A 15,611-nucleotide genomic window follows, 5' to 3' on the forward strand; every position below is an offset into this window, starting at 1 on the left:
ATGATGGGCACGTGAACGACGAGCAGCCCGGCCCGAGCGGCGCGAGCGGTCCGGAGGAGACCCGCCCGCTGGGCCCGGCGCCCGCGGCGGGTGCCTCCTGGGTCCCGCCGACCGCGCAGCCGCGGCCGATGCAGTGGGACGCCCCGCGCCCGGCCGGTGGGCCGGCGCCGTACGCCCAGCCGTACCCCCAGCCCTACCCGCAGCCGTACGGCCAGCCCTACCCGGCGCCGACCGCCGCGCCCCGCGGCCGCGTCCCGGCCTGGGTGTGGCCGGTCGTCTCCGTCCTCGCCCTGGTGGTCGGGGTCGTCGGCGGCGTGGTCGGCAGCGTCGTCCATGACCAGCTCCAGGAGGAGTCCGGCTCCGCGCTGCTGGGCTCCGGCCTCGCCGAGGACGCCGTGCGCACCTACCCGCCGCTCGACGTCGCAGACGGCTCGGTCGCGGCGGTGGCCCAGGAGCTGCTGCCCAGCACCGTCCAGATCCGGGCCGAGCTGGATGGCGAGGCCGGCGGCGCGACCGGCTCCGGCTTCGTCCTCGACACCCGCGGCCACGTCGTGACCAACAACCACGTGGTCGCCGACGCCGCCGAGGAGGACGGCGAGATCGAGATCGTCGACCAGGACGGCAACCGGTACGCCGCGCAGGTCGTCGGGCGCAGCCCGGTCTACGACCTCGCCGTGCTCTACGCCGAGGAGGTCGAGGGCAGGAAGCCGGCGGCGCTCGGCTCCTCGACCCGGCTGCTCGTCGGCGAGGGCGTCGTGGCGATCGGCTCGCCGCTCGGCCTGAGCTCGACCGTGACCGCCGGCATCGTCAGCGCGCTCAAGCGCCCGGTCACGACCGGCGACTCGGCGAACGACTCCTCCTACATCAACGCCGTCCAGACCGACGCCGCGATCAACCCCGGCAACTCGGGCGGGCCGCTGGTCAACCTGCGCGGCCAGGTGGTCGGCGTGAACTCCGCGATCGCCACGACCGGCGGCGGCATGCTCGGCGGGGAGTCCGGCAACATCGGCGTCGGCTTCGCGATCCCGATCGAGCAGGTCCGCGTGACCGCCGACCAGATCCTGCGGACGGGCGAGGCGAGCTACCCGGTGATCGGCGCCCAGGTGCAGACCGGCCGGCGCGACGGCACCGGCGCGAGGATCGAGGAGGTCCTCGACGACACCCCGGCCGCGGAGGCGGGCCTGGAGGCCGGCGACGTGGTCGTGGCCGTCGACGGCGAGCGGGTCACCGACGGCATCGCGCTGATCGTCTCGATCCGCACGCACCAGCCCGGGGAGACCATCGCGTTCACGGTCGTCCGCGACGGCGACGAGCGCGAGGTCGAGGTGACGCTCGGCTCCGAGACGGGCTGAGCGCCAGGCCGAGCTCGGGTCACTCCCCGCGCGGCTCGGCGTCGACGTACGGGTGCTCGTCGACGAACGTGCGGGTCTCGTCGTACATCCGCTGGATGAAGTCCTCCAGCTGGCTGGACTCGACCCGCCACTGGCCCCGGCCGCCGATCTTGATGGCGGGCAGCTCGCCGCGGCGCACCAGCGCGTACACCTGCGCGCTCGAGGTGTTGAGCACCTCGGCGACGTCGGCGAGCGTGAGGAAGCGGGGCGTACCGGCCATAAGGGACATGGTGGCACCTCCCGCCCCCGGACCCGCGGACCCGGCTGCCGGCTGTGGACGACGCGGCGCTCGACGGACGGCTGCGGGCGGCTGTGGATGACGGGGTGACGGCCGCGCCCGCGATCTGCACACTGTCCGCGTGGCCACGGAACAAGCGAGCTCCCCGCCGCCGGCGACGCGCACCGGCACGCCCGGCTGGCGCGACCCGCGCCTGTGGATCGGGGTCCTGGTGGTCGCGGCGTCGGTCGTGATCGGGGCCCGGGTGGTCGACGGCGCCGACGACACCGTGCAGGTCTGGGCCGTCGTCTCGGACCTCGGCGCGGGGGACCGGGTGGGGGAGGAGGACCTCGTGGCCCGACGGGTCCGGTTCGCCGACGAGGGGCTGGACCGGTACTTCACCGTCGACGACGCCCTGCCTCCGGACCTGGCGCTCGTGCGCGGCGTCGGCGCCGACGAGCTGCTGCCGCGCGCGGCGGTCGGGTCGGCCGACGACGCCGGCACGGTGTCGGTGCCGCTCGCCGTCGACCTGGTGCCGCCGGCGGTGGCCGAGGGTTCGGTGGTCGACGTCTACCTGACCGGGTCGGCCGGGACCCCGGACGGTCCGGTGCTGGACGACGTGGTCGTGGTCGACGTGCCCGCGCTGGACGACGGCTTCGGCGCGACCGGCGAGCGGCAGCTCGTCGTCGCGGTGGACGAGGACGACGCCGAGGACTTCTTCGCGCGGCTGTCGCGGGTGGAGAACCCGGTCACCACCGTCACCCAGGTCTCGTGAGCGGCCCGGTGAGCGTTCCCAGGAGCCCGCTCGTCGTGCTCGTCGTCGGTGGCGGCGCCGCGTGGGAGTCCGAGGCGCTGCGCCGCTTCGACGAGCGGCGCGACGTCGTCGTGCTCAAGCGGTGCGTCGACGTCGACGACCTGCTCGCCGCCGCCTCCGCGGGTCAGGCGGACGCGGCCGTCGTCGGGATCGACGCGCCTGGCCTGGACGCCGCGGCGGTCGACCACCTGCGTGCGCACGGGGTCCAGCCGGTCGCCGTCGTGCCGAGCGACGCGGTGGACGCCGGGCGGCTGCGTGCCTCCCGGGTCGGCATCGGCGCCGTCGTCGACGAGGCGGCGCTGCACCTGCTCGCCGACGCGGTCGTCGCGGCCGTCTCGACGCCCGACGCGCCGCCGACCGTCCCGCGCCACGCACCGGCGCTCGGTGCGGACGCCGACGCCGACGGAGCGACCGTGGAGCCGGGACCGGCCGGCCCGCGCGGGCGCGCCTTGGTGGTGTGGGGTCCGGCCGGCGCACCGGGGCGCACGACGCTCGCCGCGGCCGTCGCCGCGGAGCTGGCCCGTCGGCGCCGGCGCACGATCCTCCTCGACGCCGATCCGTACGGCGGGACGGTGGCGCAGCAGCTCGGCATCCTCGACGAGGTCTCGGGGCTCCTCGCGGCGACCCGGTTGGCGACGGCGGGGACGTTGGCCGACGGGTTCGCCTCGGTGCAGCGCGGCCTCGACCAGCACCTGAGCGTGGTGACGGGGCTGCCGCGGGCCGACCGGTGGGCCGAGGTCCGGTCGGGCACGCTCGAGCACCTCCTCGACGTCGGCCGGTCGCACGGGGACGTCGTCGTCGACACCGGCCCGAGCCTCGAGGAGGACGGGCTCGAACCGGGCCGGCCCAGCCGCAACCGGCTCACCCTCGAGGCGGTCGTCGGCGCGGACGAGCTGCTCGTCGTCGGCACCGCCGACCCCGTGGGCCTCTCGCGCCTGGCGCGCGGGCTGGTCGAGCTCGACGAGGTCACCGGCGGCGTCCCGGTGCGGGTCGTCGTCAACCGGATGCGCCCGACGCTGGGCTGGTCGGAGAAGGACGTGGCCGCGATGGTGCGGGGCTTCGGGCGGGTGGCGTCGCTGCACTTCGTGCCCGACGACCGCGCCGCGGTGGACCGGGCGCTGGTCGCCGGCCGCACGCTGCTGGAGTCCGGCGACTCGCCGGTGACCCGGGCCGTCGCATCGCTGGTCGACGCGCTCGCTCCGCCGGCCGCTCCGCCGTCGGCCCCGCCGTCGGCCCCGCCGGCGACGACACCCGGCGCCCGCGGCGCGACGATCAGGCGGCGAAGAGCAGGTAGAGACCGCCGGCGGTGAAGAAGACCATCGCCACGAGGAGCGGCAGCTGGCCGGTGAGCTGGTGACGCTTCGGCAGCAGCTTGATCGCCCGGTCGTGCGCGGCCACCACACCGACGACGTGGCCGAGGACGACGGCGAGCACCTTGGTGTTGGCCAGCAGCGTCGGGTGGTAGGACAACCAGTAGTTGACGCTCCAGTCCCCGGTGCCGAGCAGGTCCTGGCCGGTGCCCAGCGGGTCGCTCGCCTGGATGAGCGTCAGCTGCCCGACCTCGACGAGGTAGGTCAGGTAGTGGGCGACCATGTAGCCCACGATGATCGGCACGACCGAGTGCGCGAACCGGTCCGGCAGGCTCCACCGGGGCGTCTCCGGGCCGACGCCGGTGGCCGCGGTGCCCACCGCGAAGATCACGCCGACGCCGACGACGAAGCCCAGCAGCGCGAGGTTGTTCAGCAGCGACACCGAGGTCTCGCTGGACTGGATGTGGCGCACCCAGAACGACGACTCGCGGAACGAGTCGTAGGCGGTGGAGCCGAAGAGCACGGCCATCACCGCCACGAGGCCGGGGCGGACGGTGACCGAGTCGAGGTTCGCGAGCGGGCTGCGCACGATGAGCTGGCCGTCGCGCCGGCCCCACGGGGACAGCTTGGCGATGAGCGAGGAGTAGACCTCGAACGGGTCGGCGCGCTCGTAGAAGGTGTTGCCGAACAAGGCGCCGCCGAGCAGCATCACGGCGACGTACGTCGCGACCCACAGGCGGACCGGGCCGAGCTCGGTGGAGAACTGGTAGACCAGCTCCATCCACACGAAGGCGTAGAGGCCGATCGCGGCGGGCCACACGCCGAGGCGCTCGGGGTAGGTGAACACGCCCCGGTCGGGGTCGCTGCCGGAGATCTTCGCGAACGCCAGGTTGATCGTGCGGACCGGGCTGATCGCCTTCCAGACCGGGCCGAGGAGCAGCGAGAGCGGCACCAGGCCGACCCACCACCACACGTAGAACATCCCGAACACGGGATTGGTGAGCAGGTCCTGGCCGAGGACGGCGGCGTACGCGCCGTACAGGAAGACCGCCATGCCCAGCACGCGCAGCACCACGCGGAGCGCGGGCGCGTCGACGAGCGCCTGGAGGTACGCCGGCGCGGGCCGGCCGGAGGTGGCAGCGTCGTACCTCGGGGACCGCCACGCGACGGCCAGCACGGTGAAGGACACCGTCAGCGCGGCCACCGCGCCGGCGATCGCCAGCTCGGGGGGGATCGGCAGGTCCTTGGCGCCGCCGATCCCGTGGGCGAGGTACCGCCCGTCGCTCACCGGGCCTCGAGCTGCACGATCACCTGGTCCAGGTCGTGCGACTCGACCTCGACGACGCCCGGCTGGTCCAGGGTGATGGGCAGGGTGGTGGTGCCGGCGCCGTACTGCAGCGTCTGCTCCGGCGTGGAGTGGACGTGGATCTCGCCGCCCTCGTCGGCCTGGACCACCAGCTCGACCTCCTCGTCGACCGCCACCTCCACGCGCTCGCCGTTCGGCGTGACCGTGCCGCCCTCGAAGGTGACCTCGATGGTCTGCGTCTCGCCGGAGGTCTCGGGGGCGGGCTCGTCGTCGCCGCAGGCGGTGGTGCCGAGCGCGAGGCCCAGGACCGCGGCGGCTGCCGCGAGTCGTCGCGTGGTGTGCATGCTGGTGACTTTCCTCATGGGGTCGGGGGGTGACGTCTGTCAGAATCCCACGTTGAGCAAGCGCGATCGGGTACGGGTCCGGGACGGACGCGCTGTGCCGACCACCAGCGAGACCACCAGCGGGACCACCGACGAGACGAGGGAGTGAGCGCCGGATGAGCGAGCGGCTGCGGCCCCGCGACCTCGCCCTCCTCGCCGAGGAGACCCCGACGACGCCGGCCCACAACGCCACCGTCGAGATCTTCGAGTGCGCAGAGTCCGGCTTCGACCACGACCGGCTCGTCGAGCTGATCCGCGACCGGATCTCGTTCGTGCCGCGCTACCGGCAGCGTCTCCAGCAGGTCCCCGGCCGGGTCGCGAACCCGGTGTGGGTCGACGACGAGCACTTCGACCTCGCCTACCACGTGCGGCGCTCGGCGCTGCCGCGCCCGGGCACCCAGGACCAGCTGCGCGAGCTCGTCGCCCGGATCGTGTCCCGGCCGCTGGACCGCACCCGGCCGCTGTGGGAGATCTACCTCGTCGAGGGGCTCGCCGGCGGCCGCGTGGCCCTGCTGTCGAAGGCCCACCAGGTGCTCGTCGACGGCGCGGAGACGGTCGACCTGGGCCAGCTCCTCCTCGACGTCCAGCCCGAGCCGAAGGTGCTGGGCGGCGACGAGTGGATGCCGCAGCGCGGGCCCACGTCCGCCGCGATGCTCGTCGACGCGGCGCGGGACTCCCTGACCGACCCCCGCACGGTGCTCGACACCGCCCGCGGCACCACCGGCTCGCTGCTGCGCGCCGCGGAGGCCACCGCCGGCACCGCCGGTCGTATCGTCGGCGGCCTCGCCGGTCGCCGGCCCCAGCGCGACGGCGCGCTCGGCGGCCCGCTGTCGCAGCAACGTCGCATCGTGACGGTCGAGACCCGGCTCCAGGACTACCGCAAGGTCCGCGACGTCCACGGCGGCACCGTCAACGACGTCATCCTCGCGACCATCACCGGCGGGCTGCGGGCGTGGCTGATGACGCGCGACGAGTCGCTCCGGGGCTTCCGCCGGATCCGTGCCGTCGTGCCGGTCTCGGTCATCGACACCGAGCTCGAGGCGACCTCGCTGGGCAGCCAGATCGCCGCCCACTACGTCGACCTGCCGGTCGGCGAGGCGAGCCCGGTGGTGCGGCTGCACCAGGTCAGCTACTCCTTCCAGGTGCACAAGGAGACCGGCCGCGGCGTCGCCGCCAACCGACTCGCGGGCATCGCCGGCTTCGCGCCGACCACCTTCCACGCGATCGGGTCGCGCGTCGCGGCACGCGAGGTGCGCCGCGGCTACCAGCTCAGCGTCACCAACGTCCCGGGCCCGCAGTCGGCGCTGTACGCCGCCGGCGCCCGGATGGTCGCGAGCTACCCCGTCCACCCGCTCGTCCAGGGCCACCCGCTCGCCGTCGGCGTCACGTCGTACGACGGCGGGGTCTTCTACGGCATCACCGCCGACCGCGACCAGCTGCCGGACGCCGACCTGCTCGGGACGTGCATCAGCGAGGCGCTCGACGAGCTCCTCGACACCGCCAACGGCGGGCGGAGCCGCGCGCGCCGCGGCCGTCGTACGTCCGGCACCTCCGGCCCGACCGGCGCGACCGGCCCGACCGGCGCCGTCACGAGCGGCACGCCGGACCGTCCCGACCGGCCGGCCCGACCGCGGGGGAGCCGCTCGTGAGGATCTACCTGCCGACCACGCTGCGGGGCCTGGCCGAGCTGCACACCGCCGGCGAGGTGCCGGCTCGGACCGACCGCGTGGTCGCCCCGGACGACACCGAGGAGGGGGAGTACGCCGCCCTGATGGGCGCCGCGGACGCCTCGACGGCGCTGCTCGACGGTCCCGGCCGCCGGGTCGTCGTGGTGGCCGAGCTCGCCGACGGGGCCGACCCGGACGGGCCGGTGCCGCTGCGCCGGGTCGTGGCCGTGCACGCCGACGTCGAGGACCGGCCGGTCGACGCCGACCCGGACGAGGACCTGGCGTGGTTCGCGACCCAGGAGATCGGCTTCCTCATCTCGGGCTGAGGCTCGTACGGTGGCGACCATGGACGCCACGACCACCCCGCCGGCTCCGGTCAACGAGCCGAACCTCACCTACGCGCCGGGCACCGCCGAGCGCGACGCCCTGCTCGCGGAGATCGCGGTCCTCGAGAAGGACCGTCCAGAGCTGCCCGCCCGGATCGGCGGGGAGTGGCGCCTGGGCGGTGGACCCGAGATCGAGGTCGTCCAGCCACACGACCACCAGCACGTGCTCGCCGTGACCCGCGGCAGCACGACCGCGGACGCGGAGGCCGCGGTCGAGGCGGCCCGGGTGGCCTCGCCGGGCTGGCGGGACCTGCCGTTCGACGAGCGCGCGGCGGTGCTGCTGCGGGCGGCCGACCTGCTTGCCGGCCCGTGGCGCCAGCGGCTGAATGCGGCGACCATGCTGGGGCAGTCGAAGACGGCGTACCAGGCGGAGATCGATGCGGCCTGCGAGCTCATCGACTTCTGGCGGTTCAACGTCCACTACGCCGCGCAGATCATGCGCGAGCAGCCGATCGCCAACAGCCCCGGCGTCTGGAACCGCACCGACCACCGCCCGCTCGAGGGCTTCGTCTACGCGATCACGCCGTTCAACTTCACCGCGATCGCGGGCAACCTGCCGACCGCGCCGGCGCTCATGGGCAACACCGTGGTCTGGAAGCCGTCGCCGACCCAGCAGCTCGCCGCTTCGCTGACCATGCAGCTGCTCGAGGAGGCCGGCCTGCCGCCGGGCGTCATCAACATGCTTCCCGGCGACGGGCTCGACGTCTCGCAGGTCGCGCTGGCGCACCCCGACCTCGCCGGCATCCACTTCACCGGCTCCACGCCGACGTTCCAGCACCTGTGGCGCACGGTCGGGGAGAACATCGGGTCCTACCGCTCCTACCCGCGGCTGGTCGGCGAGACCGGCGGCAAGGACTTCGTGCTGGCCCACCCCTCGGCGGAGCCCGACGTCGTGCGGACAGCGCTGATCCGTGGCGCCTTCGAGTTCCAGGGCCAGAAGTGCTCCGCCGCGTCGAGGGCGTACGTCGCCCGCTCGGTGTGGGAGGCGATGCGCGACGACCTGCTCGCCGAGGTGGAGTCGATCCGGGTGGGCGACGTCCGCGACCTGACGAACTTCATGGGCGCCGTCATCGACGAGCGCGCCTTCGCCAAGCACCGCGCCGCGATCGAGCGCGCGCAGGCGACCGACGGTCTCGACGTGCTGGTCGGCGGGCAGACCGACGACTCGGTGGGCTGGTTCGTCCGGCCGACGGTCGTCGAGGGCGGCGACCCGACCGACGAGATGTTCAAGACGGAGTACTTCGGGCCGATCCTCGCCGTCCACGTCTACGAGGACGGCGACTTCGAGAAGGTCGCGCGCCAGATGGAGTCGTTCGCGCCGTACGCCCTGACCGGCGCGGTCATCGCCCGCGACCGCCGGGCGATCGCCTGGGCGAGCGAGGAGCTGCGCTTCGCGGCCGGCAACTTCTACGTCAACGACAAGCCGACCGGTGCCGTCGTGGGCCAGCAGCCGTTCGGCGGCGGGCGGGCCTCCGGCACCAACGACAAGGCCGGTGCCGCGCTCAACCTGCTGCGGTGGACCTCGCCGCGCTCGATCAAGGAGACCTTCGTCCCGGCGACCGACTACCGCTACCCGTTCATGGGCTGAGCGGTGGTCCCTCTCCACCTGGGCGCCCTCCACCCGATGGAGCAGGCGCTCACCCTGCTGCTGGCCTTCGGGCCGTTCCTCGTCCTCGGCGTCGTCATCGTGCTGCGCCGACGCCAGGAGGACGAGCGCGAGGACTGAGCACCCCGCCTCGTGCTGCTGGGAGTGCGCTCCGGCGCACGCTGGGCAGCACGAGGCGGCGTACGCGGCGACGGAGAGGGTCAGTCCAGCAGGCCGCCGAGGTCGGTGGCCGGCAGCGGCGGGCCGTCGATGCCGACGCTCACGCACATCAGGTCGGTGAGCTCGGCCGACCGCTCGGCGAGCTGCTGGTCCAGGCAGTAGCGCCGGCCCTCGAGCCGGTCGACGACCAGGTCGTTCACCACGGCGAACGCCGGGACGACCATCAGCGAGAGCAGGGCGCGGGCGAGCATGCCCCACCAACGACCCGCGCCGGGCCGGGTCACCGCCGGCCGGGGCCGGTCCGGACCAGGCGCCCGGGCCGGACATCTCGGGGCAGTCCTGCACATATCGGGGGAGATCTGCCCCGATATGTGCGGGGGTCACCGGTTAACCGGTGACCCCTGCACGCGGGCCGACCAGCCCCCGGCCGGGCCTAGCGCGCGAGGTACTCCCGGCCGACGGTGTTCTCGACGCGGAGCGACTTGAGCAGCATGTCGGCGACGAGCGACTCGATCTTGCCGGCGACGAGCGGGATGCGGACGGTGATGGTCAGCTCGACGTGCTCGGTGGTGCGGCCGCCCTCCTCGACCAGCCGCACGGTGCCGGACATCTCGCCGGGCTTGCCGGGGATGGTGACCGTGACGTCGCAGTCGGTGGGCGAGGTCCAGGTCTCTTCCTGGATGATCTCGATCTCGTCGCCGACCAGCTTCTTGGCGAACGACGGGATGCCCGCAGCGGTCTGCCACTGCTGGATCCGGACCCGAGCGCCGGAGGTCAGGTCGCCGCCGTCGCCCTCGATGGTCACGTCGTGGCGCAGCACGCCGGACCGGTCGGCGACCTCCTCGCGGAACGACGCGTCGGTGAGCATCGCGTAGACCGCGCTCGCCGGAGCGTCGTAGATGAGGTCGTGGGTGATCTGCTTGGCCATTCAGGCCCCCTTCAGGTACGCCGCGCCGACACCATGCTCGGCGTCGAGGCCGGCGACGATCTTCTCGGACATGAGCTTCTCCAGCTTGCCGCCGACCAGCGGCACCTTGACCTTCACGTCCAGCTCGACCACCTCGCGGGTGCCCGACCCTTCGGGGCGGAGCGTGACGGTCCCGGTGACGGTCGTCGGCTTGCCGGGTGCCTCGATGCGCACCGTGCCCGAGGTGGAGTCGGCCCATTCCTCGTGCTGCACCGCGCGGGTCGTCTCGCCGGCGAAGGCCCGCGCGAACGAGGGCAGGTCGTCGGTGCGCTGCTCCTGGTCGACGGTCAGCGTGAAGCCGGTGCCGGTCCGCTCGAGGGTCACCTCCGCGGAGACGACCCCCATCGCGTTGCACACCGCCTCGCGGAACGCGGGGTCGGCGAGCATCGCGAAGACGGCCTGCGGCGGCGCGTCGTACACCAGGTCGTGGCGGAGCCTCATGGCGCCATCCTGCCCGGTCGCACCGAGGCGCCGGCCGCGTTTGAGGCGCAGGTCACGACGGCCTAGGGTCATCGAGGTGTCAAGGGCGACGCAGGACCGGGACAAGGCCGAGCTGATCGGCAGGGCGATCGAGGTGGCCAGGTCGGGCCGCGGGAGCGGCGGGCCGCCGCACGAGACGGTCGACGCGCTGCTGCGCGGCTACTACCGCCACGTCGCCCCGGAGGACCTGCTCGACCGCACCGAGGTCGACGTGTACGGCGCCCTCGCGTCCCACCACCGGCTCGCGGCGGACCGGCCGCAGGGCCGCGCCGCCGTGCGCGTCACGACGCCGACCCTCGCCGAGCACGGCTGGTCGGCCGGTGGGCACTCGGTGGTGGAGGTCGTGGTCGACGACATGCCGTTCCTCGTCGACTCGCTGACGATGGAGCTCTCCCGGCAGCTGCGCGACGTGCACGTGGTGATCCACCCGCTCTTCGACGTGGTCCGCGACATCACCGGCGCGCTCCGGTCGGTCACGCCGGTCGAGGACGGCTCGAAGGACCCCGCCGACGGCGCGGTCCGCGAGTCGTGGATGCACGTCGAGATCGGCCGGGTCGCCGACGACGAGGACGTCCCGGCGCTCGAGGACGACATCCAGCGCGTGCTGGGCGACGTCCGCGAGGCGGTCGAGGACTGGGAGAAGATGCACGCCCGGGTCCGCGAGATCGTCGCCGGCCTGGAGCAGGACCCGCCGCCACTCGACCCCGAGGAGGTCCGGCAGGCCCGCGAGCTGCTGACCTGGCTGGCCGACGAGCACTTCACGTTCCTCGGCTACCGGGAGTACCACCTCGAGGAGCGCGACGGCCACGACCACCTGCGCGCCGACCCCGGCACCGGGCTGGGCATCCTGCGCTTCGACCCGCCGCAGTCCGAGGACTCCGGGCGGCTGCCCGAGAAGGTCAGCGCCAGGGCCCGGGAGAAGACCCTGCTGGTGCTGGCGAAGGCCAACTCGCGCGCCACGGTCCACCGGCCGGCGTACCTCGACTACGTGGGCGTGAAGACGTTCGACGCGGCCGGGGAGGTCGTGGGCGAGCGGCGCTTCCTCGGGCTGTTCTCCAGCGCCGCCTACACCGAGTCGCTCATGCGGATCCCGCTGGTGCGCGAGAAGGCGGCCGCGGTGCTGGCCCGCTCCGGCTTCGACCCGCGCAGCCACGCCGGCAAGGCGCTGCTCAACACCCTGGAGACCTACCCGCGCGACGAGCTCTTCCACACCCCGGTCGAGGAGCTCGCGCCGGTCGCCGAGGCGGCGATGCAGGCGCGGGAACGGCGCGCGGTGCGGGTGTTCGCCCGACCGGACACCTACGGGCGCTACGTCTCGGTGCTGGCCTACCTCCCGCGGGACCGCTACAACACCGCGGTGCGCGAGCGGTTCGCGGCGATCCTGCTCGACCAGCTGGCGGGGGAGTCGGTGGAGTTCACCGTCCGCATCGACGAGTCGACCACCGCGCGCGTGCACTTCGTCGTGCACCTGCCGACGGGCGCGGCCCGCGACGAGGCGAGCCTGGACACCGGCGACCTCGAGCGGCGGTTCACCGAGGCCAGCCGCAGCTGGCGCGACGACTTCACCGCCGCGGTGCTGGCCGAGCACGGGGAGGAGGCCGGCACGGCGCTGGCGCGGCGCTACGTCGACGCGTTCCCGGCGGCGTACCAGGAGGACTTCTCTGCCCGCACCGCCGCCATCGACCTCGGGCGGCTGGAGGCGATCCCCGGCACCGAGGGCATCGACCTCGCGCTGCACGAGGAGCTCGACGCCGGTCGCGGGGAGGTGCGGCTGAAGGTCTACCGGATCGGCGAGCCGCTCTCGCTCTCCACCGTGCTGCCGATGCTGTCCTCGCTCGGTGTCGAGGTGGTCGACGAGCGGCCCTACGAGCTGACCGGCCTGCCGCGGCCGTCCTACGTCTACGAGTTCGGGCTGCGGCACGGCGGTGACCTCCCGGCGCACGCGCGCGAGCTGGTGCAGGACGCGCTGCGGGCGGTGTGGGACGGCTACAGCGAGACCGACGGGTTCAACGCGCTGGTGCTCGCCGCCGGGCTGACCTGGCGGCAGGCGTCGGTGCTGCGTGCCTACGCCCGCTACATGCGGCAGGGCGGCTCGCCGTTCGCCCTCAGCTCCATCGCCGCCGCGCTGGCGGGCAACGTCGACCTCACCCGGCTGCTGGTCGAGCTGTTCGAGACGCGGTTCGACCCGGCGTACGACGACGCAGCCGGCACGGACCGCGCCACGCGCCAGGAGCAGCTGCGCGGCAAGGTGCTGCGGGCGCTCGACGACGTGGTCAGCCTCGACCACGACCGCATCCTGCGCTCCTACCTCACCCACCTCGAGGCGACGCTGCGGACGAACTACTTCCGGCCCGAGGACGACGCCCCGGGCGGCGCGCCGCGGCGGTACCTCTCCTTCAAGCTCGACCCCTCGCGGATCCCCGACCTGCCGGCGCCGCGGCCGCGGTTCGAGATCTTCGTGCACTCGCCCCGCGTCGAGGGCGTGCACCTGCGCTTCGGCTCGGTGGCGCGCGGCGGCCTGCGGTGGTCCGACCGCCGCGACGACTTCCGCACCGAGGTGCTCGGCCTGGTCAAGGCGCAGATGGTGAAGAACACCGTGATCGTGCCGGTCGGGGCGAAGGGCGGCTTCTACTGCAAGCAGCTGCCCGACGCCGGCGACCGCGAGGCGTGGATGGCCGAGGGCAAGGAGTGCTACCGCACGTTCATCCGCGGCCTGCTCGACGTCACCGACAACCTCGTCGACGGCGAGACGGTGCCGGCGCCCCACGTCGTGCGCCACGACGGCGACGACAACTACCTGGTCGTCGCCGCGGACAAGGGGACCGCGACGTTCTCCGACCTCGCCAACGGCGTGGCCCAGGACTACGGGTTCTGGCTCGGCGACGCGTTCGCCAGCGGCGGGTCGGTCGGCTACGACCACAAGGCGATGGGCATCACCGCCCGCGGCGCCTGGGTCTCGGTGCAGCGGCACTTCCGCGAGCGCGGGATCGACTGCCAGGCCGAGGACTTCACCGCCGTCGGGATCGGCGACATGTCCGGCGACGTCTTCGGCAACGGCATGCTGCGCTCGGAGCACACCCGGCTCGTGGCGGCCTTCGACCACCGCGACGTCTTCCTCGACCCCGACCCGGACGCCGCGGCGTCGTACGCCGAGCGGCGCCGGCTCTTCGAGCTGCCCCGCTCGAGCTGGCAGGACTACGACACCTCGCTGATCTCCGAGGGCGGCGGGGTGTGGTCGCGCTCGGCGAAGTCCGTGCCGGTCTCGGAGCAGGTGCGCCGCGTGCTCGGCCTGCCCGACGACGTCGAGCGGCTGACGCCCAACGAGCTGATCCGCGCGATCCTGTGCGCGCCGGTCGACCTGCTCTGGAACGGCGGCATCGGCACCTACGTCAAGGCCTCCGACGAGCCGCACACGGCCGCGGGCGACAAGGCCAACGACGCCATCCGCGTCGACGGGCGCGACCTGCGCGCGCAGTGCGTCGGGGAGGGCGGCAACCTCGGGCTGACCCAGGCGGGGCGGATCGAGTACGCCCGGTTCGGCGTCGGCGGCGAGGGCGGCCGGATCAACACCGACTTCATCGACAACTCCGCCGGCGTGGACACCTCCGACCACGAGGTGAACATCAAGATCCTGCTCGACCGGGTCGTGCGCGACGGCGACCTGACGACCAAGCAGCGCAACGCGGTGCTCGCCGAGATGACCGACGAGGTCGCCGAGCTGGTGCTCCGCGACAACTACGAGCAGAACCTCGCGCTCGCCAACGCCGCCGCCCACGCGCCCTCGCTGCTGCACGTCCACGAGGAGTGGATGCGCCGGCTCGAGGACGAGGGGGTGCTGCGCCGCGAGGTCGAGGGACTGCCCTCGCGCGCGGAGGTGCGCCGCCGACTGGAGCGGCACGAGGGCCTCACCGTCCCCGAGCTCTCGGTGCTGCTGTCGTGGACGAAGATCGTGCTGGCCGACCGGCTGCTCGCCTCGGACCTGCCCGACGACCCGTACCTCGAGCACGACCTGCGCGCGTACTTCCCGCAGCCGGTCCGCGAGGGCTTCGCCGCCCAGGTCGAGACCCACCCGCTGCGCCGCGAGATCATCGTGACCCAGGTGGTCAACGACCTGGTCAACGGCGCCGGCATGACGTTCGTGCCGCGGCTGGCCGGCGAGACCGGGGCCGAGGTCGCCGACCTGGCCCGGGCCAACTTCGTCGCCCGCGAGGTCTTCGCGTCGCTGCCGCTGCGCCTGGAGCTGCAGGGCTACGACAACCGCATCGACGCCGCCGTCCAGACCCGGATGCGGATCGAGATGCGCACGCTGGTGGAGCGGGCAACCCGGTGGCTCGTGGCGCACCGGCGGCCGCCGCTGGACAGCCAGGCGACGGTCGACGAGTTCCGCGGACCGGTGCAGGCGGTCGTCGGTCGGCTGCCCGAGCTGATGACCGGTCGCGAGCTCGTCGCGTGGGAGCAGCGTCGGGACCGGCTGGTGCGCGGCGGCGTGCCGGAGGACCTGGCCGTCCGCGTGTCGGTGCTGTCGCCGGCGTACGCCGTGCTGGGGATCGTGGAGACGGCGTCCCGCGAGGGTCTCGACGCCGCCGACGTGGCGCGGGTGCACTTCACCCTCGGAGAGCGGCTCGGCCTGCCGGCGGTCGTCCAGCGGATCGTCGCGCTGCCGCGGCACGACCGCTGGCAGACGATGGCGCGCGCGGCGCTGCGCGAGGACCTCCACTCCGTCCACGCCCAGCTCACCGCGCAGGTGCTGCGGTCCACGTCGGCCGACGACTCCGCGCCCGCGCGGGTGGCCGCCTGGGAGGACGCCGACGGCACCGTCGTCGGTCGCGCCGCCGCCACGCTCGAGGAGATCTGCGCCGACGACGCCGCCGACCTCGCCCGGCTCTCCGTCGGCCTGCGCGTGGTGCGGGGGCTGCTGACCTGAG

The 15,611-nt window shown here is 73.9% G+C and carries 14 protein-coding genes; 8 read left to right on the top strand and 6 right to left on the bottom strand.

What is annotated here, in order from left to right; all coding sequences use genetic code 11:
- The first annotated feature begins 11 nt into the window (after positions 1-11).
- Positions 12-1,352 (top strand): S1C family serine protease, encoded by a 1,341-nt coding sequence (locus tag H7344_RS09195; protein ID WP_186345713.1) that lies wholly within the window; start codon positions 12-14, stop codon positions 1,350-1,352.
- A gap of 19 nt (positions 1,353-1,371) precedes the next feature.
- Here the strand turns inward: H7344_RS09195 and H7344_RS09200 are convergent, their stop codons facing one another.
- On the bottom strand, positions 1,372-1,611 hold the full coding sequence (locus tag H7344_RS09200) for a helix-turn-helix domain-containing protein (RefSeq protein ID WP_186345714.1): 240 nt from the start codon (positions 1,609-1,611) through the stop codon (positions 1,372-1,374).
- A 139-nt stretch (positions 1,612-1,750) separates the two neighbouring features.
- Between H7344_RS09200 and H7344_RS09205 the strand changes: the two genes are divergently transcribed.
- Together H7344_RS09205 and H7344_RS09210 are read left to right on the top strand one after the other, a co-directional pair.
- Positions 1,751-2,383, top strand: coding sequence for a hypothetical protein (locus H7344_RS09205; protein WP_186345715.1), 633 nt, complete (start codon positions 1,751-1,753; stop codon positions 2,381-2,383).
- 8 nt (positions 2,384-2,391) lie between these two features.
- On the top strand, positions 2,392-3,732 hold the full coding sequence (locus tag H7344_RS09210) for an AAA family ATPase (protein WP_186345716.1): 1,341 nt from the start codon (positions 2,392-2,394) through the stop codon (positions 3,730-3,732).
- Here the strand turns inward: H7344_RS09210 and H7344_RS09215 are convergent.
- Both H7344_RS09215 and H7344_RS09220 read right to left on the bottom strand, forming a co-directional pair.
- Complete coding sequence (locus H7344_RS09215; RefSeq protein WP_186345717.1) at positions 3,695-5,020, bottom strand: hypothetical protein; 1,326 nt, start codon at positions 5,018-5,020, stop codon at positions 3,695-3,697. The two genes, H7344_RS09210 and H7344_RS09215, sit on opposite strands and share 38 nt — an antisense overlap.
- Positions 5,017-5,382, bottom strand: a complete 366-nt coding sequence (locus tag H7344_RS09220; protein ID WP_186345718.1) for a hypothetical protein — start codon at positions 5,380-5,382, stop codon at positions 5,017-5,019. The genes H7344_RS09215 and H7344_RS09220 overlap by 4 nt, the downstream gene beginning before the upstream one ends.
- A gap of 155 nt (positions 5,383-5,537) precedes the next feature.
- Between H7344_RS09220 and H7344_RS09225 the strand changes: the two genes are divergently transcribed.
- Genes H7344_RS09225 through H7344_RS20605 form a run of 4 tightly spaced genes read left to right on the top strand, consistent with a single transcriptional unit; the run spans position 5,538 to position 9,200 of the window.
- Positions 5,538-7,070 carry a wax ester/triacylglycerol synthase family O-acyltransferase gene (locus H7344_RS09225; protein WP_186345719.1) on the top strand — a complete coding sequence of 511 codons (1,533 nt, stop codon included), beginning with the start codon at positions 5,538-5,540 and terminating at the stop codon, positions 7,068-7,070.
- Positions 7,067-7,414: a DUF6912 family protein gene (locus H7344_RS09230; protein WP_186345720.1), complete on the top strand. Its 348-nt coding sequence runs from the start codon at positions 7,067-7,069 to the stop codon at positions 7,412-7,414. Before H7344_RS09225 ends, H7344_RS09230 begins: the two co-directional genes overlap by 4 nt.
- Before the next feature lie 19 nt (positions 7,415-7,433).
- Entirely contained in the window at positions 7,434-9,062 is a 1,629-nt protein-coding gene (gene pruA / locus H7344_RS09235) for an L-glutamate gamma-semialdehyde dehydrogenase (RefSeq protein ID WP_186345721.1), read from the top strand.
- Positions 9,063-9,065: 3 nt separating this feature from the next.
- Entirely contained in the window at positions 9,066-9,200 is a 135-nt protein-coding gene (locus H7344_RS20605; protein ID WP_260989367.1) for a hypothetical protein, read from the top strand.
- Between the two features lie 80 nt (positions 9,201-9,280).
- Here the strand turns inward: H7344_RS20605 and H7344_RS09240 are convergent, their stop codons facing one another.
- From H7344_RS09240 to H7344_RS09250, 3 genes are all read right to left on the bottom strand, one after another.
- The gene (locus H7344_RS09240; protein WP_186345722.1) at positions 9,281-9,490 is read right to left on the bottom strand and encodes a hypothetical protein; all 210 of its coding nucleotides are present in this window, start codon (positions 9,488-9,490) and stop codon (positions 9,281-9,283) included.
- Positions 9,491-9,672: 182 nt separating this feature from the next.
- Complete coding sequence (locus H7344_RS09245) at positions 9,673-10,167, bottom strand: DUF2505 domain-containing protein (protein WP_186345723.1); 495 nt, start codon at positions 10,165-10,167, stop codon at positions 9,673-9,675.
- Positions 10,168-10,647: a DUF2505 domain-containing protein gene (locus H7344_RS09250; RefSeq protein WP_186345724.1), complete on the bottom strand. Its 480-nt coding sequence runs from the start codon at positions 10,645-10,647 to the stop codon at positions 10,168-10,170.
- 76 nt (positions 10,648-10,723) lie between these two features.
- Between H7344_RS09250 and H7344_RS09255 the strand changes: the two genes are divergently transcribed.
- Positions 10,724-15,610: an NAD-glutamate dehydrogenase gene (locus H7344_RS09255; protein WP_308423316.1), complete on the top strand. Its 4,887-nt coding sequence runs from the start codon at positions 10,724-10,726 to the stop codon at positions 15,608-15,610.
- Position 15,611: the final 1 nt, after the last annotated feature.

The organism is Nocardioides deserti, from assembly GCF_014266025.1.
In the GTDB taxonomy this organism is placed as follows: domain Bacteria; phylum Actinomycetota; class Actinomycetes; order Propionibacteriales; family Nocardioidaceae; genus Nocardioides; species Nocardioides deserti.

Excerpts from the sequence above, each read along its gene's own strand:
- H7344_RS09250 (WP_186345724.1), bottom strand. The coding sequence starts at position 10,647 with ATGAGGCTCCGCCACGACCTGGTGTACGACGCGCCGCCGCAGGCCGTC.
- H7344_RS09220 (WP_186345718.1), bottom strand. The coding sequence starts at position 5,382 with ATGCACACCACGCGACGACTCGCGGCAGCCGCCGCGGTCCTGGGCCTC.
- H7344_RS09225 (WP_186345719.1), top strand. The coding sequence starts at position 5,538 with ATGAGCGAGCGGCTGCGGCCCCGCGACCTCGCCCTCCTCGCCGAGGAG.
- H7344_RS09240 (WP_186345722.1), bottom strand. The coding sequence starts at position 9,490 with ATGCTCGCCCGCGCCCTGCTCTCGCTGATGGTCGTCCCGGCGTTCGCC.
- H7344_RS09245 (WP_186345723.1), bottom strand. The coding sequence starts at position 10,167 with ATGGCCAAGCAGATCACCCACGACCTCATCTACGACGCTCCGGCGAGC.
- H7344_RS09200 (WP_186345714.1), bottom strand. The coding sequence starts at position 1,611 with ATGGCCGGTACGCCCCGCTTCCTCACGCTCGCCGACGTCGCCGAGGTG.
- pruA (WP_186345721.1), top strand. The coding sequence starts at position 7,434 with ATGGACGCCACGACCACCCCGCCGGCTCCGGTCAACGAGCCGAACCTC.